At 68.3% G+C, this 20,783-nt stretch carries 27 protein-coding genes; 12 read left to right on the top strand and 15 right to left on the bottom strand.

Annotated features, from left to right (window positions below; all coding sequences use genetic code 11):
- Nucleotides 1-26 precede the first annotated feature (26 nt).
- The 5 genes from AC3A6Y_RS19110 to AC3A6Y_RS19130 all read left to right on the top strand — a co-directional run bounded on the left by AC3A6Y_RS19110 (nucleotide 27) and on the right by AC3A6Y_RS19130 (nucleotide 2,989).
- A complete protein-coding gene (locus AC3A6Y_RS19110; RefSeq protein WP_487869783.1) occupies nucleotides 27-614 on the top strand; it encodes a chromate transporter in 588 nt (195 codons plus the stop codon).
- A gap of 79 nt (nucleotides 615-693) precedes the next feature.
- On the top strand, nucleotides 694-1,293 hold the full coding sequence (locus AC3A6Y_RS19115; protein WP_487869784.1) for a chromate transporter: 600 nt from the start codon (nucleotides 694-696) through the stop codon (nucleotides 1,291-1,293).
- A gap of 20 nt (nucleotides 1,294-1,313) precedes the next feature.
- Nucleotides 1,314-2,282 (top strand): aldo/keto reductase, encoded by a 969-nt coding sequence (locus tag AC3A6Y_RS19120; protein WP_487869785.1) that lies wholly within the window; start codon nucleotides 1,314-1,316, stop codon nucleotides 2,280-2,282.
- 92 nt (nucleotides 2,283-2,374) lie between these two features.
- Nucleotides 2,375-2,545, top strand: a complete 171-nt coding sequence (locus tag AC3A6Y_RS19125) for a hypothetical protein (protein ID WP_487869786.1) — start codon at nucleotides 2,375-2,377, stop codon at nucleotides 2,543-2,545.
- A 258-nt stretch (nucleotides 2,546-2,803) separates the two neighbouring features.
- On the top strand, nucleotides 2,804-2,989 hold the full coding sequence (locus AC3A6Y_RS19130) for a CsbD family protein (RefSeq protein ID WP_487869787.1): 186 nt from the start codon (nucleotides 2,804-2,806) through the stop codon (nucleotides 2,987-2,989).
- A gap of 54 nt (nucleotides 2,990-3,043) precedes the next feature.
- Here the strand turns inward: AC3A6Y_RS19130 and AC3A6Y_RS19135 are convergent, their stop codons facing one another.
- Both AC3A6Y_RS19135 and AC3A6Y_RS19140 read right to left on the bottom strand, forming a co-directional pair.
- On the bottom strand, nucleotides 3,044-3,436 hold the full coding sequence (locus tag AC3A6Y_RS19135; RefSeq protein WP_487869788.1) for a response regulator: 393 nt from the start codon (nucleotides 3,434-3,436) through the stop codon (nucleotides 3,044-3,046).
- A 166-nt stretch (nucleotides 3,437-3,602) separates the two neighbouring features.
- Nucleotides 3,603-4,688, bottom strand: a complete 1,086-nt coding sequence (locus AC3A6Y_RS19140; RefSeq protein ID WP_487869789.1) for an ATP-dependent DNA ligase — start codon at nucleotides 4,686-4,688, stop codon at nucleotides 3,603-3,605.
- 87 nt (nucleotides 4,689-4,775) lie between these two features.
- Here AC3A6Y_RS19140 and AC3A6Y_RS19145 point away from each other — a divergent pair, with 87 nt between their 5' ends.
- The 4 genes from AC3A6Y_RS19145 (at nucleotide 4,776) to AC3A6Y_RS19160 (ending at nucleotide 6,987) form a co-directional block, all read left to right on the top strand.
- On the top strand, nucleotides 4,776-5,573 hold the full coding sequence (locus tag AC3A6Y_RS19145; RefSeq protein WP_487869790.1) for an exodeoxyribonuclease III: 798 nt from the start codon (nucleotides 4,776-4,778) through the stop codon (nucleotides 5,571-5,573).
- A 170-nt stretch (nucleotides 5,574-5,743) separates the two neighbouring features.
- Entirely contained in the window at nucleotides 5,744-6,184 is a 441-nt protein-coding gene (locus AC3A6Y_RS19150; protein WP_487869791.1) for an Hsp20/alpha crystallin family protein, read from the top strand.
- A gap of 13 nt (nucleotides 6,185-6,197) precedes the next feature.
- Entirely contained in the window at nucleotides 6,198-6,602 is a 405-nt protein-coding gene (locus AC3A6Y_RS19155) for an Hsp20/alpha crystallin family protein (protein WP_487869792.1), read from the top strand.
- A gap of 118 nt (nucleotides 6,603-6,720) precedes the next feature.
- A complete protein-coding gene (locus AC3A6Y_RS19160; protein WP_487869793.1) occupies nucleotides 6,721-6,987 on the top strand; it encodes a hypothetical protein in 267 nt (88 codons plus the stop codon).
- On the opposite strand, the gene rlmB is transcribed toward AC3A6Y_RS19160, so the two are convergent.
- Nucleotides 6,984-7,736, bottom strand: coding sequence for a 23S rRNA (guanosine(2251)-2'-O)-methyltransferase RlmB (gene rlmB / locus AC3A6Y_RS19165; protein ID WP_487869794.1), 753 nt, complete (start codon nucleotides 7,734-7,736; stop codon nucleotides 6,984-6,986). The two genes, AC3A6Y_RS19160 and rlmB, sit on opposite strands and share 4 nt — an antisense overlap.
- 37 nt (nucleotides 7,737-7,773) lie before the next feature.
- Entirely contained in the window at nucleotides 7,774-8,472 is a 699-nt protein-coding gene (locus tag AC3A6Y_RS19170; RefSeq protein ID WP_309960970.1) for an ABC transporter ATP-binding protein, read from the bottom strand.
- 18 nt (nucleotides 8,473-8,490) lie between these two features.
- On the opposite strand from AC3A6Y_RS19170, the gene AC3A6Y_RS19175 reads away from it, so the two are divergent.
- Nucleotides 8,491-9,150 carry an arylesterase gene (locus AC3A6Y_RS19175; protein WP_487869795.1) on the top strand — a complete coding sequence of 220 codons (660 nt, stop codon included), beginning with the start codon at nucleotides 8,491-8,493 and terminating at the stop codon, nucleotides 9,148-9,150.
- A gap of 90 nt (nucleotides 9,151-9,240) precedes the next feature.
- Here AC3A6Y_RS19175 and AC3A6Y_RS19180 read toward each other — a convergent pair whose 3' ends face one another.
- Both AC3A6Y_RS19180 and AC3A6Y_RS19185 read right to left on the bottom strand, forming a co-directional pair.
- On the bottom strand, nucleotides 9,241-9,444 hold the full coding sequence (locus tag AC3A6Y_RS19180; protein WP_106558249.1) for a hypothetical protein: 204 nt from the start codon (nucleotides 9,442-9,444) through the stop codon (nucleotides 9,241-9,243).
- Between the two features lie 69 nt (nucleotides 9,445-9,513).
- Nucleotides 9,514-10,707, bottom strand: a complete 1,194-nt coding sequence (locus tag AC3A6Y_RS19185) for a cystathionine beta-lyase (RefSeq protein WP_487869796.1) — start codon at nucleotides 10,705-10,707, stop codon at nucleotides 9,514-9,516.
- Between the two features lie 47 nt (nucleotides 10,708-10,754).
- On the opposite strand from AC3A6Y_RS19185, the gene AC3A6Y_RS19190 reads away from it, so the two are divergent.
- Together AC3A6Y_RS19190 and AC3A6Y_RS19195 are read left to right on the top strand one after the other, a co-directional pair.
- Nucleotides 10,755-11,669 carry a helix-turn-helix domain-containing protein gene (locus AC3A6Y_RS19190; RefSeq protein ID WP_487869797.1) on the top strand — a complete coding sequence of 305 codons (915 nt, stop codon included), beginning with the start codon at nucleotides 10,755-10,757 and terminating at the stop codon, nucleotides 11,667-11,669.
- A complete protein-coding gene (locus AC3A6Y_RS19195) occupies nucleotides 11,656-12,099 on the top strand; it encodes a VOC family protein (RefSeq protein ID WP_487869798.1) in 444 nt (147 codons plus the stop codon). The genes AC3A6Y_RS19190 and AC3A6Y_RS19195 overlap by 14 nt, the downstream gene beginning before the upstream one ends.
- A 21-nt stretch (nucleotides 12,100-12,120) precedes the next feature.
- Here AC3A6Y_RS19195 and AC3A6Y_RS19200 read toward each other — a convergent pair whose 3' ends face one another.
- The 9 genes from AC3A6Y_RS19200 to der all read right to left on the bottom strand — a co-directional run bounded on the left by AC3A6Y_RS19200 (nucleotide 12,121) and on the right by der (nucleotide 20,773).
- Nucleotides 12,121-12,645, bottom strand: a complete 525-nt coding sequence (locus tag AC3A6Y_RS19200) for a phosphoribosyltransferase (protein ID WP_487869799.1) — start codon at nucleotides 12,643-12,645, stop codon at nucleotides 12,121-12,123.
- A gap of 36 nt (nucleotides 12,646-12,681) precedes the next feature.
- Nucleotides 12,682-14,013, bottom strand: coding sequence for an adenylosuccinate synthase (locus AC3A6Y_RS19205; RefSeq protein ID WP_487869800.1), 1,332 nt, complete (start codon nucleotides 14,011-14,013; stop codon nucleotides 12,682-12,684).
- A gap of 20 nt (nucleotides 14,014-14,033) precedes the next feature.
- Nucleotides 14,034-15,185 (bottom strand): ATP phosphoribosyltransferase regulatory subunit, encoded by a 1,152-nt coding sequence (locus AC3A6Y_RS19210; protein WP_487869801.1) that lies wholly within the window; start codon nucleotides 15,183-15,185, stop codon nucleotides 14,034-14,036.
- 81 nt (nucleotides 15,186-15,266) lie between these two features.
- The gene (locus tag AC3A6Y_RS19215) at nucleotides 15,267-15,455 is read right to left on the bottom strand and encodes a DUF2065 domain-containing protein (protein ID WP_487869802.1); all 189 of its coding nucleotides are present in this window, start codon (nucleotides 15,453-15,455) and stop codon (nucleotides 15,267-15,269) included.
- A gap of 15 nt (nucleotides 15,456-15,470) precedes the next feature.
- Complete coding sequence (hflC, locus tag AC3A6Y_RS19220; RefSeq protein WP_487840372.1) at nucleotides 15,471-16,370, bottom strand: protease modulator HflC; 900 nt, start codon at nucleotides 16,368-16,370, stop codon at nucleotides 15,471-15,473.
- Between the two features lie 14 nt (nucleotides 16,371-16,384).
- On the bottom strand, nucleotides 16,385-17,707 hold the full coding sequence (gene hflK, locus AC3A6Y_RS19225; RefSeq protein WP_487869803.1) for an FtsH protease activity modulator HflK: 1,323 nt from the start codon (nucleotides 17,705-17,707) through the stop codon (nucleotides 16,385-16,387).
- 52 nt (nucleotides 17,708-17,759) lie between these two features.
- The gene (hflX, locus tag AC3A6Y_RS19230; protein ID WP_487869804.1) at nucleotides 17,760-18,950 is read right to left on the bottom strand and encodes a GTPase HflX; all 1,191 of its coding nucleotides are present in this window, start codon (nucleotides 18,948-18,950) and stop codon (nucleotides 17,760-17,762) included.
- A gap of 50 nt (nucleotides 18,951-19,000) precedes the next feature.
- Nucleotides 19,001-19,246 carry an RNA chaperone Hfq gene (gene hfq, locus AC3A6Y_RS19235; protein WP_093378535.1) on the bottom strand — a complete coding sequence of 82 codons (246 nt, stop codon included), beginning with the start codon at nucleotides 19,244-19,246 and terminating at the stop codon, nucleotides 19,001-19,003.
- Between the two features lie 180 nt (nucleotides 19,247-19,426).
- Nucleotides 19,427-20,773, bottom strand: a complete 1,347-nt coding sequence (gene der, locus AC3A6Y_RS19240) for a ribosome biogenesis GTPase Der (protein ID WP_487869805.1) — start codon at nucleotides 20,771-20,773, stop codon at nucleotides 19,427-19,429.
- Nucleotides 20,774-20,783 lie beyond the last annotated feature (10 nt).

Here is a 20,783-nt window from a genome sequence, read left to right on the forward strand (position 1 = left end):
CCGCGCTGCGAACATAATCGCGGGCGATGCATCCGGCCTCCTCCATGGCGGCGCCCTCCGAGCGCCCGCAACCCCGCTCCGTTCGCGACCTGTTCTTTTCCTTCACCTGGCTGGCGCTGCAGGGCTTCGGCGGCGTGCTCGCGATCGTGCAGCGCGAGATGGTCGAGAAGAAGCGCTGGCTGACGGCCGACGAGTTCCTCGAGGACTGGGCGGTGGCCCAGGTGCTGCCGGGGCCGAACGTGATCAACCTCGCCCTGATGATCGGCGACCGCTACTTCGGCCTGCGCGGCGCGATCGCCGCCGTGGCCGGCATGCTGACCGTGCCGCTGGGCGTGATCCTGGTGCTGGCGCTGCTCTACGCGCACTTCGCCGGCAACCCGCAGGTCGCCGGCGCGCTGCGCGGCATGGGCGCGGTGGCCGGCGGGCTGATCGCGGCGACCGGCATCAAGCTGATCCCGGCGCTGCGCCGGCATCCGCTGGGCTTCGGCGCCTGCCTCGGCATCGTGGCACTCGTCTTCGGCGCCATCGCTTTCGCGCGCATTCCGCTGGGGTGGGTGCTGCTGGCGGTCGGCGGCGTGGCCTGCGTGTGGACCTGGAGGAGGCTGCAGGCATGAGCATCGCCAGGCCGCCCCAGGATGCGAAAGCCCGTCGGCGAGCAGCAAGAACACCCCCAGTGCCGGGCGTGAGGGCCTCATGACCATCGCAATGCACTGGCACGACTGGCTGGCGCTCTTCGCCCAGTACCTGATGCTCTCGATGCTGTCGATCAGCGGCGCCATCACGACGGTGCCCGACATGCACCGTTACCTTGTCGACCAGAACGGCTGGCTGACCGACGCGCAGTTCAGCTCCTCGGTCGCGATCGCCCAGGCGGCGCCGGGCCCCAACGTGCTCTTCGTCGCGCTCATGGGATGGAACGTCGGCATCAACGCAGGCGGCGGCATCGGCGCCGGGCCGCAGGCCTGGGCGCTGGGCCTCCTCGGGCTGACGGTCACCATGGTCGGCATCATGCTGCCGAGCACCACCCTGACCTATTTCGCGACGCGCTGGGGCCATCGCAACCGCGAGCGGCGCGAGGTGCGCGCCTTCAAGCAGGGCATGGCGCCGGTGGTGGTGGGCCTGCTGATCGCCACCGGCTGGGTGCTGGCCGCCGGTAACCATGCCGGCAACGCGCCTGCCTGGCACCTTTGGCTGCTGACCGGCGTGGCGGCGTTTATCGTCTGGCGCACCCGCCTCCACCTGCTGTGGCTGCTGGGTGCCGGCGCCCTGCTGGGCGCCTTCGGCTTCGTCTGAAATTTCCCGGAAAGACATCCATGCAACTGCGCCCCCTCGGCCGTTCCGGCCTTCAAGTGTCGCCGCTGGCCTTCGGCGGCAACGTGTTCGGCTGGACCGTGGACGAGAAGCTCTCGTTCCGCCTGCTCGACGCCTGGCTCGACGCCGGCTTCAACTTCGTCGACACCGCCGACGTCTACTCCAGCTGGGTGCCGGGCCACAGCGGCGGCGAATCGGAAACCATCATCGGCAAGTGGCTGCGGCAGAGCGGCAAACGCAACCGCGTGGTGCTCGCGACCAAGGTCGGCAAGCCGATGGGCGACAAGAAGAAGGGCCTGTCGCCGGCCTACATCCGCCAGGCCGTGGATGCCTCGCTCAAGCGCCTGCAGACCGAGCACATCGACCTGTACCAGTCGCACGACGACGACGCCGACACGCCGCTGGCCGACACGCTCGGCGCCTTCGCCGAGCTGATTCAGGCCGGCAAGGTGCGCGCCATCGGCGCCTCCAACTACAGCGCGCCACGGCTGGCCGAGGCGCTGGACGTCGCCGAGCGCCAGGGCCTGCCGCGCTACGAGAGCCTGCAGCCCCTCTACAACCTCTACGACCGCGCGGTGTTCGAGGAGGCGCTGGAGCCGCTGTGCCTCGAGCGCGGCGTGGGCGTGATCAACTTCTACGCGCTGGCGGCCGGCTTCCTGACGGGCAAGTACCGCAGCGAGGCCGATGCCGCCAAGAGCCCGCGCGGCGCCAGCACGACGAAGAAGTACCTCAACCCGCGCGGGCTGCGCATCCTGGCCGCGCTCGACGAGGTCGCGAAGACACGGGGCGCGACGCCGGGCCAGGTGGCCCTCGCCTGGCAAATCGCCCGCCCCGCGATCACCGCGCCGATCGCCAGCGCCACCTCGGCCGTGCAGCTGGACGAGCTGGTGGCCGCGGCCCGGCTCACGCTCGACGCAGAGGCGATTGCCCTGCTCGACGAGGCGAGCGCCGAGGGCGCACAGCAACGGTAGGTGTCGGCCGACACGCCTTGGCGGCCGCCGCCGCATCGAAGCGCGGCATGGCATGAAGAGACTGGCTCGATCCTCACGTCGGAGAGAAAACCATGTCTTTCGCGCTCTACATGATCGGCTTCCTGCTTTTCCTCGGCGGTCTGGCCTGGGGGGCCTCGGTCATCGGCATTCCGACGCTCTACATCGGCATCGGCGCCTTGATCCTGCTGGGCATCGGCATCTTCAGCGCCGTGGGCCGCACGCGCAGCAAGGATCCTTCGTAGCGCACGTGGCAGCCCGGCGGCGGGGTCCTGCCGCGGGCTCGGATTCGCGTGCCAAGTCCGGCGAAACAGGCTGGCGCAGCGTGCCCGGCGTACTCCGAGAACGGCACCCGCCATAGGGCGACGTACTACGCGAGGACGCGGCGAAATAGCTCCCTCTTCATTGGCCGAGTATTTGAGTCTTCCGTCGCTGCCAGCCTTGGCAGTCGATGCAGCGAGCGGCACCCCGCCGCTCGGCACGTCACTCGAAGGGAAGCTGACATGAACAAGGATCAAGTCAAAGGCGGCCTGGGAAAGGCCAAGGGCAACGTGAAGGAAGCCGTCGGAAAGGCCGTCGGCAATGAGCGGTTGCAAGCAGAGGGCGCAGCCGACAAGACAGCTGGCGCCGTGCAGAAGAAGGTTGGCGACGTCAAGGAAGCGGTCAAGACCGTCACCAAAAAGCCGTGACGCCGGGCGGCCGACCGGGTTGCCGATCGTTGTCGGCCGGCACGAAACGCCTGCTCACTCCTTGATCGGCGGGGGCCGATGCACATTCAGGCAGTAAGCGAAGAACTCCTCGAGTTCCGTGGACTTGTCGAAGATGGCGTCGGCGCCGGCCTGCTTGGAGGCGGTCCGCATCGCCTCGGTGGCGGAGTTTGTCAACACGACGACGCGTTGGCGCGGCTCCCGTCCCAGGGCCCATTCCAGGACGCCAAGGCCATGCCCTTCCTTCAGGAAGAGATCCACCACCGCCAGATCCCATTCGCCCTTGTGCTTGGCAAGCCAGTCGATGGCCTGCGCTTCCGTCTCGGCCGTCGCCATGACGCTCGCGGAACCGAGATCCGCCAAGGCGGGCACCAGATGCGCACGGATCCTCGGGTTGTCCTCGACGAGGAATACTGAAAGCGCAGCCATAGAGGGGGTTCCTTCGCTTTGGCAAATTACCGTAGCGATGCCGACTCCGACGCAGGTGAGCACTCATGACATTGCCGAGTAGGAAGGCTTCCTTAGCGGCCCGCCGTACCGGGGCCCCGACACTGCTCGCGTCGATGAACGGGAAAAAGCCGGTCCGGGCCGATTCCTAGCCCCGCGACGAGAACACGCGTGCCAGCTCGTAGGGCGGCGTGACTTCCAACTGGTCGTATCGGCAAGCCTCGGGTGACTTGTCCCACCGCCACCGCAGGAACACGGCCGCATGACGAAAGCGCATGCCCTGCAGGTGGTCGTATCGCACCTCGCACACGCGCTCGATGCGCAAGGGCTCCCACGACAGGTCCTTGCCCCCGCTCCAACGGCTTCGCGCCCCCGGCATGCGCTGCTGCAGCCCGCCGGCGGCAGCGCCCGCCCATCCGGCCCAAGGGTGCCCCGGCAGCGCGTTCTCCCGCAAGGGCTGCAGTTCTGCGGCCAGGCTCCTGCGCATTTCCATGCCGAAGGACGAGGTCACGCCCACGTGCTGCAGAACCTTTTTTTCGTCATAGAGGCCCAGGAGCAGCGAGCCCACGGCCGCAGGCCCGCTCTTGTGCCAGCGGAAACCCGCCACGACGCAGTCCGCGGTACGCTGGTGCTTCACCTTCAGCATGGCTCGCTTGCCGGGAAGGTAGGGCTGGTCCGCCCACTTGGCGATCACGCCATCCAGGCCGGCACCTTCGAAATGCCGCAGCCATCGCAATGCCAGCGCGTGGTCGGTCGTCATGGGCGTGAGATGGATCGGGTGAGCCGGCTGCGCCAGCAGCGCCTCGAGCAGAAGGCGGCGCTCGTCTTGCGGCCTGCCCATCAGGTCCTCGTCACCCAGCCCCAGCAGATCGAAGGCGACGAAGGACGCGGGCGTCTCGGCGGCCAGTCGCGCCACCCGCGAAGCGGCGGGATGCACGCGTTGCTGCAACGCGTCGAAATCGAGGCCGCGCGGCGTCGCGACGACGATCTCGCCGTCGAGCACGCAGCCCTCGGGCAGGCAGGCCGCGAACGCTTCGTGCAGGTCGGGGAAGTAGCGGTCGAGCGGCTTGCCCTCGCGGCTCTGGATCAGGACTTCGCCGTCCTTGTGAAAGACGATCGCGCGGAAACCGTCCCACTTCGGCTCGAACAGGAAATCATCGCCTTGCGGCAGGCTCGCGGCCGTCTTCGCGAGCATCGGGAGCACGGGCGCAAGCGCTGCGGTTCCGGAAATCATCGACGCAATGGATCACCGGGCCTACGTGCTTCGTGAAGGAACTGCGACCATGATGGCGACATCCTTCTTCCCCTGATTGCAAGCGCCATGAAGATCGCGAGCTTCAACGTCAACGGTATCAACGGCCGGCTGCCGCGGCTGCTGGAGTGGCTCCACGAGTCCAGGCCCGACGTGGCCTGCCTGCAGGAACTGAAGTGCCCGGATCAGAGCTTTCCGGCGGCCCCGCTGCGTGAGGCCGGCTACGGCGCAGTCTTCCATGGCCAGCGCGCCTGGAACGGCGTGGCCATCCTGGCGCGCGGCCGAGATCCGATCGAGACCGGGCGCGGCCTGGACGGCAACAGCCTGGACGACCAGAGCCGGTACATCGAAGCCGTGGTCGACGGCGTCGTCATCGGCTGCCTCTATCTGCCCAACGGCAACCCGTGCCCCGGCCCCAAGTTCGATTACAAGCTGGAATGGTTCGAGCGGCTCGGCGCCCACGCGCGCAAGCTCTTCGGCTGCGGCCTGCCCGTGGTGCTGGCGGGCGATTTCAACGTGGTGCCCACCGACGCGGACATCTACAACCCGGCATCGTGGCGGGACGACGCCCTGCTGCAGCCCGAGAGCCGCGCCGCCTTCGCGGGCCTGCTGCGGCAGGGCTGGATCGATGCGATCCGCGCCTTGCATCCCCACGAGCCGATCTACACCTATTGGGACTACTGGCGCAATCGCTGGCCACGCAACGCCGGCCTGCGCATCGACCACCTGCTGCTCAACGGCGAGCTTGCGCCATGGCTGACCGACGCCCAGGTGGACCGTGAGGTGCGCGGGCGTCCTGGCGCCAGTGATCATGCCCCCGTCTGGGTGGAGACCGCGTGGCCTCCCAGTGTCGGCATTCCGGAATAGGTGGACGCGAGCGCAGACGCTGCGCCCCCAGCGGGACCGGAGTGCCGGCCGGCCGGGCAGCAGAGCACGCGCCCCTCTTGAAATCTTCGGGACCCGCTCCTAATTCCCCCTCGGAAGCGCCGGAGGCGTTCCGGCGCTCCGTCTGGTTCAACCTTATGGAGGTTTTCGCCATGTATCGATCCTTGTTTCCGCGCGACCTGTTCGCCGAGATGGATCGCCTGCAACGCGAAATGCAGCAGGCCTTCGATCTGTCTCCAAGCATCCGGGGTCTGGGCCGCGGCGGCTTCCCCGCCCTGAACGTCGGCGGCACACCGCAGACGGTGGAGATCTACGCCTTCGCCCCCGGCCTCGATCCGGCCACGATCGACATCCAGCTCGACCGCGGCCTGCTGACCATGGCCGGCGAGCGCACCTCGAAGCTGCCGTCGCAGGAGGATTCCAAGTCCACCGTCCACATCAACGAGCGCTTCGCAGGCAGCTTCCGCCGCATGCTGTCGCTGCCCGACGACGCCGACCCGGATGCGATCGCGGCCGACTACCGCGACGGCATCCTGCACATCACCGTCCAGCGGCGCGCATCGGCCCAGCCCCGCCGCATCACGATCCAATGAAAGGAGCAGCGAAATGAACGACGTTGACACTGTCCGTTCGACTTCTCCCTCCACCGTTGCCCAGAAGGACAAGGCGGGCTACGGCGAGGCGGCGCTGACGCCGCCCGTCGACGTGGTGGAGGACGGCACCGGCATCACGCTGTATGCCGACCTTCCCGGGGTTTCGAAGGACAAGCTTCACCTCCAGGTGGAGTCCGACACGCTCACCATCGATGCCGAGTCGAACCTGAGCGTGCCCGAAGGGCTGCAGTCCAGCCACACGGAAGTCGGCCTCGCCCGCTTCCACCGCGTCTTCACCTTGAGCAAGGAGCTCGACACCGAGAAGGTCTCGGCCGAGCTGGCACAGGGCGTGCTGACATTGCGCATCCCGAAGGTGGCGCAGGCGCAACCGCGGCGCATCGACGTCAAGGTAAGCTGAAGCCGGCTTGACCCTCCGGCCGGCGCGGTCGGGCCGGGGGGCGCCCCACGCGAAAGGCGTAGGCTTTCGCGTGGATCGAAGCGGCTTCTGAATAAATGAACCGAGCGAGGAAAAAGCGATGAACGATGACGGCGAAGTCAAGCGCTTCGTCTACGAGGCGTGGGAGATCCGCGTGTGCCTCGACGGGGCAGCCATCGAAGGGCAGGCCTCCGGCCATGCGGACCTGTGGCGCGCCGGCGAGCACAAGTGCCGGGTTGCCCTCACCGGGCGGTTCGAGGATTCGGAGAGCGCTTGCGATGCGCTGGAGCGCAAGGCCAAGGCCTGGGTCGACGACTGGAAGGCCCGCGAACGCTCGGGCGAGACCGGCTTCGTCGACTTGCCCTAGGCCGCGCTGCTGCGCTGCCGCAGCGCCTCGTAAAGGCACACCCCGCTTGCGACGGAGACATTGAGGCTCTCGACTGCACCAGCCATGGGAATGCGCACCAGTTCGTCGCAGGTCTTGCGCGTGAGCTGGCGCATGCCCTCGCCTTCCGCCCCCAGCACCATCGCGAGAGGCCGCCGCAGGTCGCTCTGGTAGAGCGTGCCGGGGGCATCGTCGCTGGTGCCCACGCACCAGATGTTGCGCTCCTTCAGCTCGTTGAGCGTGCGCGCAAGATTGGTCACCATGAAGTAGGGCACCGTCTCGGCGGCGCCGCTGGCGACCTTGGCGACGGTCGCATTGATGCCCGCGGCATGGTCCTTGGGCGCGACCACCGCATGCGCCCCCGCTCCATCGGCCACCCGCAGGCAGGCACCGAGGTTGTGCGGGTCGGTGACCCCGTCGAGCACCAGCAGCAGCGGCACCGTGCCGGCCGCCTCGAGGCCTTCGAGCAGTTCGTCGAGCGAGTGGGTCTGGGCGATCGGCTGCACCCGCGCGGCCACGCCCTGGTGGCCGTGGCTGCCGGCCAGCTTGGAAAGGCGCAGGCCGTCGGCCTCGATCAGGCGCACGCCGGCCTCCTGGGCGCGGGTGACGAACTGGCGCATGCGGGCATCGCGCCGGCTGGCGTCGAAGAGCACCTCGATCACCGATTGGGGCGCGGTCTTGATGCGCACGCCCACGGCATGGAAGCCGAAGATCACTTTGGGGGAAGACATGGCGGGATTATCGAGCCCGCTTCGCAGCCCCCCAGGGTCAGACGCCCTGGTCGTCGAAGCCCACGCGTCCGGCCTCGATGGTGATGCGGCGCTCGCATTGCGCGGCGATGCCGCGGTCGTGCGTGACCAGCACGAGGGTGGTGCCGAGCTCGCGGTTGAGGTCGAACATCAGGCGCATCACCTGCTCGCCGGTGGCGAAGTCCAGGCTGCCCGTGGGCTCGTCGGCCAGCAACAGGGCGGGCTGGACCACGAAGGCGCGGGCCAGCGCCACCCGCTGCTGCTCGCCCCCGGACAGCACCTTGGGATAGTGGTTCAGGCGCTGGCCGAGGCCGACGCGGCCCAGCATTTCGGTCGCGGCCTTGCGTGCATCGCGGCGGTCGGCCAGCTCGAGCGGGAGCATCACGTTCTCGAGGGCGCTCAGGTTGCCCAGCAGCTGGAAGCTCTGGAACACGAAGCCGACCTTGCGCGCCCTGAGCGCGGCGCGCTCGTCCTCGTCGATGGCGAAGAGGTCCTCGCCGGCCAGCTTGACGGTGCCGCGGGTGGGCGTGTCCAGCCCGGCGACGATCGACAGCAGCGTGCTCTTGCCCGAGCCGGACGCCCCGACGATGGCGGCGGTCTCGCGCTCGCCCAGCGTGAAGTCGATGTCCTGCAGAATGTCCAGCGTGCCGGCGGAGTCGGTGACCGACTTGAAGACATGTTCGACGGCGACAATGGCGGCGGGTGGGATCGAGGACATTGAAAGGTTATGCGCGTGGTGAATCGACGTCACTTTATCTTGGCCGGCGCACTGGCCGGTTCCTCGGGGTATTGGACCGCGGTCCAGGCCCGGGCCGCGGCCGGCGGCAAGCCGGTGATCCTGGTCGTCGGCGACTCGCTGTCCGCCGAGTACGGCCTCAAGCGCGGCGAGGGCTGGGTGCCGCTGCTGGAGAAGCGCCTGGCCGAGCAGAAGATCGCCGCCACGGTGATCAACGCCAGCATCAGCGGGGACACGACGGCAGGCGGCCGCGCGCGGCTGGCGGGCCTGCTGTCGCAGCACAAGCCGACGCACGTGGTGCTCGAGCTGGGCGGCAACGACGCCCTGCGCGGGCTCTCGCTCGCGGGCACCGAGGACAACCTCATGCAGATGACCAAGGCCGCCCAGGCGGCCGGCGCGCAGGTGCTGATCGTCGGCATCCAGGTGCCGCCCAACTACGGCAGCGACTACACGCAGCGCTTCGAGGCCTTGTTCGGCAAGGTGGCCGGCGCCACCAAGGCGGCGCTGGTGCCCTTCCTGCTCAAGGGCGTGGCGGACAGCCCCGAGGCAGCGGCGCTGTTCCAGGCCGACCGCATCCACCCGACAGCCGCCGCCCAGGCGCGCATGCTGGACAACGTGTGGCCGACGCTGCGCAAGCTGCTTCCGGCCCAGAGCGGCTGAACGAAAAGGCGCAAAAAAAGCCGCTGCAGGCCTCGCCCGCGGCGGCTTTCTTCTTGCACTGATCGGTGTATGGAGCCGTCTGGCAGCGGCTCAGCCGTCCTTGGTCGGCAACTCCGGCACGGTGGGCGGATCGCGTTCCAGCGAGGCGACATCGGTTTCAGGATCGCCTGGCGCGAGGCCTTCGCTGCTGGGGCTCAGCTTGCGAGCGGCTTTTTCTCGTGCCTTCTCTTCCTTTTTCTTCTTCTTGGCCAACTCCTTCTGACGTTTCTCGTAGCCGTAGTTCGGTGTTGCCACGTTCACTCCTTCCTGAAAGGCAGTCCCGGTGACTGCGCGTGCCTCACTGTACGCGATAACCGGGCCGGTTCAGAGCGCGGCGAGGGCTTGTTCGAGGTCGGCGCGCAGGTCCTGCGCATCCTCCAGTCCGATCGAGAAGCGCACCAGCGTGCCCTTGTGCGGCCAGTGCGAGACGGCCGGGTCGCGCATCAGGCCGATGTCGTAGGGCACGACCAGGCTGATCGGACCACCCCAGGAGTAGCCGAGGCGGAACAGCTCGAGGCTGTCGCAGAAGCGGTCGACCTGCGCGGCGCTGTAGCGGGCGTCGAACACCACCGAGAAGAGGCCGGCCGCCCGGTCGGTGGCGCCGCACAGCCGCAGCCAGCTCGCGTGGCCGGGCGAGCCTTCCAGCGCGGGATGCAGCACCTGCGCGATCTCGGCCCGATCGGCCAGCCAGCGGGCCAGCTCGCGGGCGCTGCGATCGTGCGCCTCGTAGCGCAGCGCGATGCTGGGCAGCGAGCGCAGCAGCGCTTCCACGTCGCCGACGCCGGTGCCGAAGCCCATGCGCATGTGGCTGAGCTTGAGGGCGCGGTGCAGCCGCTCGTCGCGCGTGATGACGCTGCCCATCAACACGTCGCCGCCGCCGCTCGGGTACTTGGTGAGCGCCTGGATCGAGATGTCGACGCCCTGCCCGCTGCCGTTGAAATCGAAGGGGGCGAAGGCGAGGCCGGCGCCCCAGGTGTTGTCCAGCGCCGCGAGCACGCCCCGGGCGCGGCAGGCCGCCACCAGCGCGGGCAGGTCCGGGAACTCCATCGTGACCGAGCCGGCTGCTTCCAGCCACACCAGCTTCGTGCGCTCGGAGAGCTTGGCCGCGAGATCGGCCGGGTTCATGGGGTCGTAGAGCCGGTGCGTGATGCCGAAGTTGGCCAGCTCGCCGTTGCACAGCGCCTTGTTCGGGCCGTAGGCGTTGTCGGGGAGCAGCACCTCGTCGCCGGTCTTGAGGAAGGCGAAGGCCACCAGCGCGATCGCCGCCAGGCCGCTGGGCGCGAGCAGGCATTCGGTGCCGCCTTCCAGCGTTGCCAGCCGCTCCTCGAGCGTGAAGGTGGTGGGCGTGCCGTGCAGGCCGTAGGTGTAGCCGGCCTTGGTCTTCCAGTCGCGCGCGCGCATGGCCGCGACGTCGGCGAAGAACACGGTGGATGCCTTGTAGACGCCCGGCTGGGGCGCGGCGAAGTTCGCGGGGGGCTTGTACGGGTGGTGGATCAGTTCGGTGATGGGCTTGGGCATGCCGCCATGCTAGTCGACGTGCCGGAGCGCGCGTCCGACAATGGGTCATGCTGCTGACTTGTTCACCCGGTCCCCGGCTGCGGCCCTACGTCCGCTCCCTGTGGGTGTCGGCGCCTGGCCGCGGCACCAGCAGCCTCGCCACATCGCCGCGCGAGCATGTGCTGCCGACCGGCGACATGCACCTGGTGCTGCGCCTCTCCGGCCCGCCGCTGCGGCTGTTCGCCGGGGCGGAGGACACGGCGGGCTACACCGTGGGTTGGGCGATCGTCGGCGGCGCCCGCTCGGCCTTCTATGCGCGCGACGTCTCGGTCGCGACCGGCTCGGTGGGCGCGCAGTTGCGGCCCGGCGCGGCACGGGCGCTTTTCGGCCTGCCTGCCGGCGAGCTGGCGGAACGCCACACGCCGCTGGAAGCGCTTTGGGGCGACGGCGCCGTGCAGGAGGCGCTGGAGCGGGTTCATGCAGCCGGCAACCCCGAGGCCCGGCTCGCCGTCTTCGAGGCCCTGCTGGCCGAGCGCCTCGCGCCACAGCCCCAAGCCATGCACCCGGCGGTGGCGCGCGCTCTGGCGGGGCTGGGCGGCGGGCTGCCGATTCGGGCGCTGGTGCAGGCCAGCGGCTACAGCCACCGGCGCTTCATCACGCTCGTGCGCGACGCGGCGGGCCTCGCGCCCAAGCAGCTGCAGCGGGTGCAACGGCTGCAGCGTGTGATGGCGGCCGGGCCGGGCCTGCGCGCCCTGCCCTGGGTGGCACTCGCGCTGGAAGCTGGCTACAGCGACCAGTCGCACTTCAACCGCGACTTCCTGGAGATCGCGGGCATGACGCCGCAGGCCTACCGCCGCGCAGCGCCGGCCTCGCCGAACCATGTGCCGGCCGGCTTCAATTTCGTCCAAGACGGCGGGGCCGGACGCTCGCAGAATCGCGGCCAGACCCACGCTTGCACAGGAGTCCTCGATGGCCATCCATGAACTGTTTGCCTACCTTTGCGTGAACGACACCGCCAAGGCGATCGCCTGGTATGGCGAGGTGTTCGGCGCGACCGAAAAATTCAGGCTGACGGAGCCCAGCGGTCGCATCGGCCATGCCGAGCTCGACTTCGGCGGCACCACGCTGATGCTGTGCGACGAGTTTCCCGAGTACGGCATCCGCGGGCCCTCGAGCACCGGAGCAAGCTCGGTCACGATCCACCTGCACGTGGACGATGCCGATGCGATCGTCGCGCAGGCGCAGAAGGCCGGCGCCACGCTGGAGATCGCGGTGCAGGACCAGTTCTACGGCGAGCGCTCCGGGTCTTTTCGCGATCCCTTCGGTCACCGCTGGAACATCGGCCACAGCATCGAGCAGTTGTCGACCGAGGAGATGCAGCGGCGCTACACCGAGATGATGCAGCCCAAGTGAGGCTTCGGACGCCTCAGCGCTTCAGACCGACCACTTCTCGATCAGCTTCTCGGCGCCCATCGAGTCGTAGCTTTCGAAGGGCTGGTGGATCCAGGGATTGGTCGCCAGGTACTCGACCGAGTAGTCGGGCGTGAAGGTCGAGATTGCCTTGGTCCAGATCACGGCGCTGCGCAGCTCGGTGATCGGCTGGTAATTGCTCTTGAGCATCTCCACCACCGCGTGCAGCGTGTGGCCCGAGTCGGCCAGGTCGTCGACCAGCAGCACCCGGCCGGCGATCTCGCCCTTGGGCGTGGTGATGTAGCGGGCGATGTCCAGGTGCCCCTGGATCGTGCCGGCATCGGCGCGGTAGGAGCTGGTGGACATGATGGCCAGGGGCTTGTCGAAGATGCGCGACAGCACGTCGCCCGGCCGCATGCCGCCGCGGGCGAGGCACAGGATGGTGTCGAACTGCCAGCCCGACTGGTGCACCTTGATCGCGAGCTTTTCGATCAGGTTGTGGTACTCGTCATAGCTCACGTACAGGTGTTTGCCGTCTTCGGTCAGCATGGGAAGCCTTCTTCTGGGGGGTGGTCGTTCGTTCGGTCAGTCTGCCAGATAGGGGTGCCGCATCATGATCGTGTGATCGCGGTCCGGGCTGGTCGACACCATGTGGATCGGCACGCCCGTGACCTGCTCGATGCGCTGCAGGTAGAGCCGCGCATTGACCGGCAGCTTGTCGTACTGGGTGATGCCGACGGTGCTCTCGCTCCAGCCTTCCAGGGTCTCGTAGACCGGCTTGCAGCGCGCGATCTCGTCGGCGCCCAGCGGCAGGATGTCGGTGTGCTCGCCGTCGAGTTCGTAGCCGGTGCACAGCAGCAGTTCCTTCAAGCCATCGAGCACGTCCAGCTTGGTGATGCACAGGCCGGAGAGCCCGTTGACCTGCGCCGAGCGCTTGAGGAGCGCGGCGTCGAACCAGCCGCAGCGGCGGCTGCGGCCGGTGGTCACGCCCTTCTCGGCGCCCACCGTGCTCAGGTGCCAGCCGACGGTGCCGGGCTTGTCCCATTCGAGCTCGGTCGGAAAAGGACCGCCGCCGACGCGCGTGCAATAGGCCTTGGTGATGCCCAGGATGTAGTGCAGCATGCCCGGCCCCACGCCCGCACCGGCCGCGGCGTTGCCGGCCACGCAATTGCTGGAGGTCACATAGGGGTAGGTGCCGTGGTCGACGTCCAGCAGCGTGCCCTGCGCGCCCTCGAACAACAGGTTGGCGCCTGCACGATGGGCGTCGTTCAGCTCGCGCGAAACGTCGGCCATCATGGGCTTGAGCAGTTCCGCGTGGCGCATCGCCTCGTCGTAGACCGCATCGAAATCGATCGCCGGCGCACTCAGCACCTGGGTGAGCACATGGTTGTGCAGCTCGAGCAGCACCCGCAGCTTGTCGGCGAAGCGTTCGGGGTGCTTGAGATCCTGCACACGCAATGCGCGGCGCGCGATCTTGTCCTCGTAGGCCGGGCCGATGCCGCGGCCGGTGGTGCCGATCTTCTCGATGCCGCCCTTCTCGCGGTAGGCCTCGCGCGCGATGTCCAGCGCGGCGTGGAAAGGCAGGATCAGCGGACAGGCTTCGCTGATGCGCAGGCGCGAGCGGACCTCGACGCCGGCCTTCTCCAGTCCCTCGATCTCCTCGAAGAGCTTGGCTGCCGACAGCACCACGCCGTTGCCGATGTAGCACTTGACGCCGGGCCGCATGATGCCGCTGGGGATCAGGTGCAGGGCCGTCTTCACGCCATTGATGACCAGCGTGTGGCCCGCGTTGTGGCCGCCCTGGAAGCGGACCACGCCCTGCGCGCTCTCGGTCAGCCAATCGACCAGTTTGCCCTTGCCTTCGTCGCCCCATTGGGTGCCGACGACGACCACGTTTCGTCCGGTGGTAACGCTCATGATGTTTCGCTTTTGAAGATTCAGATGGCTTGGACTTTCCACTGGCCACCCTGCTCGATCAGCTCGCGGTCGCAGTGGAATTCGTCGATCTCGCTCTCGTGGCCGGGCAATGCGCAGACGACGGTCTCGCCCTGCTTGCGCAGCGCGGCGATGGTCTGGGCCAGGCCCAGGGCGTCGCTCCAGGGCGCGCGGATCGCGGCCCGAAGAGGCCGCGCCGGCAGCACGCCCACCAGCTCGCGCACGTCGAGGCTGAAGCCGACGGCCGGGCGGTTGCGCCCGAAGACCGCGCCCACCTCGTCGTAGCGCCCGCCGCGCACCAGCGCGTCGCTGGCACCCTCCGTGTAGATGCCGAAGCGCATGCCGCTGTAATAGGCATAGCCGCGCAGGTCGGCCAGGTCGAAGCTGACGCTGGCGCCGTCGAGCCGCTGGGCGAGTTGCTTGAGGTCCGCAAGCGCCTGGCGCATGCCGGCCGAATCGGGCAGGGCCTTGGCCGCCTCGTCGAGCACCGCGGCGTCGCCATAGAGATGCAGCAGCGCGAGCAGGCCCTCGCGCGCCGCTGCGGGAAAGTCCGCCGTGATCTCGCGCAGGCCGCTCGGGTCCTTGGCGGCCAATGCCGCATGCACGCGCGCGATGCTCGCCGCATCGACAGGCACGCCGGCGAACAGCGCACGCACGATGCGCGCATCGGCCAGGTCGACGATGACAGGGTGGCGCACGCCGGCCGCTCGCAGGCAGTCGAGCGCGAGGCGCAGCACTTCGGTGTCGGCCTCCAGGCCGGCATGGCCGTAGATCTCGGCGCCGAACTGCAGCGGCTCGCGCGTCGCGTGCGGGCGGTCGGGCCGGGTGTGCAGCACCGGGCCGCAATAGCAGAGGCGCGCCACGCCGCGGCGGTTGAGCAGGTGGGCGTCGATCCGGGCGACCTGGGGCGTGGTGTCGGCGCGCAGCCCCATGCTGCGCCCCGAGAGCTGGTCGACCAGCTTGAAAGTCTGCAGGTCCAGCGCCTCGCCGGTGCCGGAGAGAAGGGACTCCAGGTGCTCCAGCAGCGGCGGCATCACCAGCTCGCAGCCATAGCCACGGGCGGTGTCGAGCAACTGGCGTCGAAGTTCTTCGATGTGACGCGCCTCGGAGGGCAGCACATCGGCAATGTGATCCGGGAGGACCCAGGCGGACATGGGGATCGGGGGCGTGGTTAAACCCGGATTCTACCGGGGCATCGCGGCCCGCTTTTGCGTGCCGCGACCGGCCTCACGGCCTCAGGCCAGGACCCAGAGCAGAAAGAGGCCGAGCAGAATGCTGCACAGGCCGAAGAAGCGCAGCTGGCCGTCGCGCAGCTGCATGAGCTGGCCGAAGCCGCGCCGCCAGCCGCCCGGCGAGACGAAGGGCAGGATGCCTTCGATCACCAGCACGAGCGCCAGCGCGCTCCAGAAGATTTCTGCGCTCACGACTGAACGCTGCGGCTAGCGGCGCCCGGCCGCCGCCGCCCCACCCGAGCTCTGCATCGCACGGAAGAAGTCCGACGAGGGGTCCAGCACCATCACGTCGCTCTTCTTGTTGAAGCTCTGCTTGTAGGCATCGAGGCTGCGGTAGAACTGCGCGAACTGAGGGTCGCGGCCGAAGGCCTCGGCATAGGCCGACGCGGCGCGCGCATCGCCCTCACCCTTGATCTTCTGGGCGTCGCGGTAGGCATTGGCCACGATCACCTCGCGCTGGCGGTCGGCGTCGGCGCGGATCTTCTCGCCCTCGGCGAAGCCGGTGGAGCGCAGCTCGTTGGCCACGCGCTTGCGCTCGGCCTCCATGCGGCGGTAGACCGACTCGGTGATCGCCTCCACGTAGTCGACGCGCGTGACCCGCACGTCGATGATGTCGATGCCCCAGGGCTTGGTGCCCTTCACCACCGCCAGCATCTCGCGCTGCACGTCGTTCATGAGCGCCTCGCGGCGCGTCGAGATCAGCTCGCGCACGGTACGCTTGTTGACGTTCTCCTGGAAGGCATTGCGCACCACGCGGTTGAGCTGCACGGCGCCTGCGTTCTCGTCGAGGCCGACGTTGCGGATGTATTCCGAAGGGTTGGTGATGCGCCAGCGCACGTACCAGTCGACCACCACGCGCTGCTTCTCGGCCGTCAGCATGGGCTCGGGATCGAGGCTGGACAGCGTGAGCAGGCGCTTGTCGATGTACGACACGTTCTGGAAGGGCGGCGGCAGCTTGAAGTTCAAGCCCGGCTCGGTGATCACTTCCTTGATCTGGCCGAGGGCGTAGACCACGCCGAACTGGCGCTGGTCCACCACGAAAAGCGTGGAGCTCAGCAGCGCGAGCGCCACCAGGACCGACGAAACGATGAAGCCAAGTCTGTTCATTGTTGTGTTGCTCCTCAGCGCACGTCGCGGTCACGCGAGCGGCCGTCGCGCGCACGAGAGTCGTTGGGCGGGACGACCGGGATCACCGACGATTGCGGCGGCGCGGTGCCGGCCACGTTCGGGCTGGCGCCGTCGGCCGGCGCGGCGGCCGAGCTCTGGGTAATCAGCTTGTCGAGCGGCAGGTACAGCAGTTGCGAGCCCTGCTTGGAATCGACCAGCACCTTGGTGGTGTTGGTGTAGATCTGCTGCATGGCATCGGTGTACATGCGGTCGCGCGTGACCTGCGGCGCCCGCTGGTACTCGGTCAGCACCGCGCCGAAGCGCTGCGCATCGCCCTGTGCCTGGGCGACGATCCGCGCCTTGTAGGCCTCGGACTCTTCCTTCAGGCGCGAAGCGGTACCGGTGGCGCGCGGCACCACGTCGTTGGCATAGGCCTGAGCCTCGTTCTTGGCGCGCTCGCGCTCCTGGCCCGCCTTGAGCACGTCGTCGAAGGCGGCCTGCACCTGCTCCGGCGGACGCAGCCCGCCCTGCTGCAGGTTGATGCCCACCACCTCGACGCCGACCTTGTAGCGGTCGAGGATGGTCTGCATCAGGGCGCGCACGCGCGGCGCGATCTGGTCGCGCTCCTCGGCCAGCGCTGCGTCCATCTTCATCTTGCCGACCACCTCGCGCACCGCCGTCTCGGCCACCTGCACCACCGCGTCGGTCGGGCTCTTGCTCTCGTAGAGGTAGGCGCGGGCGTCGCTCAGGCGGTACTGCACGGCGAACTTGATCTCGACGATGTTCTCGTCCTCGGTGAGCATGGCCGACTCGCGCAGGCCGGTCGAGCGCACGATGGAGTCGCGGCCGACGTCGATGGAGCGGATCTGCGTCACGACCACGACCTCGTGGCGCTGGATCGGGTACGGCAGGCGCCAGTTGAAGCCCGCCCCCACGGTGGCCTTGTAGCGGCCGAACTGCGTGATCACGGCCTGCTGGCCTTCATTGACGATGAAGAAACCGGTGCCCAGCCAGATCAGCACGGCGACTGCCGCGACCAGGCCCAGGCCGACGCCTGCGTTCTTCATGTCGGGCTTCATGCCGTTGCCGCCATTGCCGCCGTTCGGGCGGCCGCCGTTGCCGCCGCCGCGCCCTCCGAACAGGCCGCCGAGCTTGCGATTGAAGTCGCGCCAGAGCTCGTCGAGGTCCGGCGGGCCCTGGTTCGGCCCCTGTCCGCGGGGGCGGTTGTTGTTGCCGGAAGACCCGGAATCGTCGTCGGGACGGTTGGCGTTGGGACGGTCGTCTTTCGAGGACGGCTCGTCGCCGCGGCCCCAACGCCCGTCATTCAGGTTGAACATGCCCTGAAACCGTCTCCACACTGGCTTTGCATTCATTCGATCTCTTCTCTGGTCAGTGAGGGGATTGTGCCAATCCGCCGGCAGGGTCGTGCAATTCGGCGTCCGGCTCTGGGGTCATGGGCCCGGCGATCGACGGTGCGCGGCGCGCGAGCTCGGCCCGCAGCGCCGGCACGCCCTCGCCCGTGTGGGCGCTCAGGAAGATGCGCGACACCTGCGTGCCGTCGAGCTCGATCTCGTCGGCGAGCGCGAGCGGCCGCTGCGCGGGCTCGAGCGCATCCAGCTTGTTGAAGACCAGAAGCTGCGGCACGGTGTCGGCGCCGATCTCGCGAAGCACCGACTGCACCTCGGCCATCTGCTCGGGATGGTGCGGATTGGAGGCGTCCACCACGTGCAGCAGCAGGTCGGCGTCGACCGCTTCCTGCAGGGTGGCCTTGAAGGCGTCGATCAGGCCGTGCGGCAGGTCGCGGATGAAGCCCACGGTGTCGGAGATCGACACCTTGCGGGCCGCGTCGCCCAGGTACAGGTGGCGCGTGGTGGTGTCCAGCGTGGCGAAGAGCTGGTCGGCCGCATACGCGCGCGCCTTCACCAGCGCATTGAACAGCGAGGACTTGCCGGCATTGGTATAGCCGACCAGCGAGATGTTGAAGGTGTCGCGCCGCTCGCGCTGGCGCCGCTGGGTGCCGCGCTGGCGCTGCACCTTGGCGAGCCGCTCGCGCGTGCGCCGGATGGCGTCGCCGATCATGCGGCGATCGAGTTCGATCTGCGTCTCGCCCGGGCCGCCGCGCGTGCCGATGCCGCCGCGCTGGCGCTCCAGGTGGGACCAGCGGCGCACCAGGTGCGTGCTGAGGTATTGCAACCGCGCCAGCTCGACCTGCAGCTTGCCCTCGTGGGAGCGCGCGCGCTGGGCGAAGATCTCGAGGATCAGGAAGGTGCGGTCGTACACCGCGACCCCGAGCTGGCGCTCGAGGTTGCGTTGCTGCGCCGGACTCAGGGCCTGGTCGAAGATCACCTCGCCGGCGCCGTGCAGGTCGGCCAGCTCGCGGATCTCATCGGCCTTGCCGCTGCCGACGAACAGTGCCGCATCGGGCGCCCGCCGCTTGGCGATCAGGCGCGCAACCGGCGCGAGGCCCGCGGTCTGCGCCAGCAGGCCGAGTTCCTCGAGTTCGCCGTCGAAATGCGGCAGCCCGAAATCGACGCCGACGAGAACGACGGCACCGTCTTTCCGGGAATTCAGTTCAGACAAGCGGAATCAATGGGGAAAAAGCGCGGCGGGGGCCGCCGCGCTCCGTGCACTCAGGCAGCAGCGTCGTCGCTCTCGTTTGCCGAGAAGTTGACGGCCCGTCCCGGCACGATGGTGGAGATGGCGTGCTTGTAGACCATCTGGGTCACCGTATTGCGAAGCAACACGACGTACTGATCGAAAGACTCGATCTGCCCTTGCAGCTTGATGCCGTTGACCAAATAAATGGAAACCGGCACGTGCTCTCGACGCAAGGTGTTCAGAAAGGGGTCTTGTAGAAGTTGCCCTTTATTGCTCACGATATTCTCCGTGTTCAAGAGTAGTTGTTGGACCGGTCACCTTAACACAGCACTTCCGCACTGCAGCACGAAACGCTCATACCCCCCTAAAAATAACGGCACTTCAGAGGCGGAACTTCGGGCGCCGACACTGCTCGCGCCCACCGGGCCGCCCCGAAATGCGGCACGCGTAGCACCCGCTCAGCCTTCCTTGTCCGCGTACGGATTGTGAGAAGTCTTGAACTCGATGCGCAGGGGCGTGCCGACCAGGTCGAACTCCTTGCGGAAGCGCCCCTCGAGAAAGCGCCTGTAGGCCTCGGTGACATGCTCCAGCGAGTTGCCGTGGATGACGATCACCGGCGGGTTCATGCCGCCCTGGTGCGCATAGCGCATCTTGGGACGGAACATGCCGGACTTCTTGGGCGTCTGGAACTGCACGGCCTCCAGCAGCAGGCGCGTGAGCACCGGCGTCGACATCTTGCGGGTGGCGGACTTGTGGGCCTGCGCGATGGCCTGCCACAGCGGGCCCAGGCCCTGGCGCCGGGTGGCCGAGATGAAGTGCAGCGAGGCGAACTTCAGGAAGGCCAGCCGGGTCTCGATCTGCCGCTGGACCTGCTCGCGCTGATAGCTGTCGACCGCGTCCCACTTGTTGATCGCGATCACCACCGCGCGGCCGCTCTCCAGGATGTAGCCGGCGATGTGGGCGTCCTGGTCGGTCACGCCCTGCGTGGCGTCGATGAGCAGCAGCACCACGTTGGCCGACTCGATGGCCTGCAGTGTCTTGACCACCGAGAACTTCTCGATCGCCTCGAACACCTTCCCTTTGCGCCGTAGACCTGCGGTGTCGATCAGCTCGAAGCGCTGGCCGTTGCGCTCGAAAGGCACGGAGATCGCATCGCGGGTGGTGCCGGGCAGGTCGAAGGCGACCAGCCGCTCCTCGCCGAGCCAGGTGTTGATGAGGGTGGACTTGCCCGCGTTGGGCCGGCCCGCGACGGCCAGCTTGATGGGCTTGTTGACGTCGTCGACGTCCTCGTCCTCGTCGCCCGGCTCGGGCAGCGCCAGCGGCTCGAGCGCGAGCTCGACCAGGCCGCGGATGCCCTGCCCGTGCGCGGCCGAGACGCCGTGCACCTCGCCGAAACCCAGCTCGTAGAACTCGGCGAGCCGCGCGTTGTCCTTCATGCCCTCGGCCTTGTTGGCCGCCAGCACGCAGGGCTTGCCGAGGCGGCGCAGCTCGTTGGCAATGTCGTGGTCCTGTGCCGAGACGCCCTCGCGCGCATCGACCACGAAGATCACGACATCGGCTTCGGCCACGGCCTGGCGGGTCTGCTTGGCCATCTCCTTGAAGATGCCGCTGCCCGCGTCCGGCTCGAAGCCGCCGGTGTCGATGACGATGAACTCGTGCGGGCCCTGCCGGCCGTTGCCGTAGTGGCGGTCGCGCGTGAGGCCGGCGAAGTCGGCGACGATGGCGTCGCGGGTCTGGGTCAGGCGGTTGAACAGCGTCGACTTGCCGACGTTGGGGCGCCCGACCAGCGCAATGACGGGTTTCATGGTCGAGCGC

It is taken from the genome of Variovorax sp. Soil_C_17 (assembly GCF_057657265.1).